At 68.8% G+C, this 635-nt stretch carries 1 protein-coding gene; it reads left to right on the plus strand.

Annotated elements, in window-relative coordinates:
- Positions 1–624: phosphoribosylamine--glycine ligase (locus tag BN1121_RS00005; protein ID WP_043596896.1), on the plus strand; the 624-nt coding region annotated here is incomplete at its 5' end.
- Positions 625–635 lie beyond the last annotated feature (11 nt).

A 635-nucleotide genomic window follows, 5' to 3' on the forward strand; every position in this document is an offset into this window, starting at 1 on the left:
ACCGGCCTCAACACCGGCGGCATGGGCGCCTACTCCCCGGCCCCCGTGGTCACCGACGAGGTGCACCGCAAGGTGATGGAGCAGGTGATCCTGCCGACGGTGCGCGGCATGGCGGCCGAAGGCAACGTCTATACCGGCTTCCTCTACGCCGGTCTGATGATCGACGGCAACGGCAACCCCAAGGTGATCGAGTTCAACTGCCGCTTCGGCGACCCCGAGACCCAACCCATCATGCTGCGCATGCGCTCGGATCTGGTGGAACTGTGCCTGGCGGCCTGCGCCGGCAAGCTGGATCAGGTCGAGGCCGTCTATGACCCGCGCACCGCCATCGGAGTAGTGCTGGCCGCCGGTGGCTACCCGGGTGACTACGCACAGGGGCGTCCCATCAGCGGTCTGCCGGTGGAAGAGGCGAGCGGCGAGAAGGTGTTCCACGCCGGCACCCGCCTCGAGGGTGACACAGTCGTCACCGCCGGCGGCCGCGTGCTGTGTGCCACGGCGCTGGGCCACACGGTTGCCGAGGCGCAAAAGCGCGCCTACCAGCTGGCGGCCCGCATCCAGTGGGACGGCCTCTTCTACCGCCACGATATCGGCTGGCGCGCCATCGCGCGCGAACAGGGCGAGTAACGCTCACCGTC

The sequence above is a fragment of the Aeromonas diversa CDC 2478-85 genome, assembly GCF_000819805.1.
Classification (GTDB): Bacteria; Pseudomonadota; Gammaproteobacteria; order Enterobacterales; family Aeromonadaceae; genus Aeromonas; species Aeromonas diversa.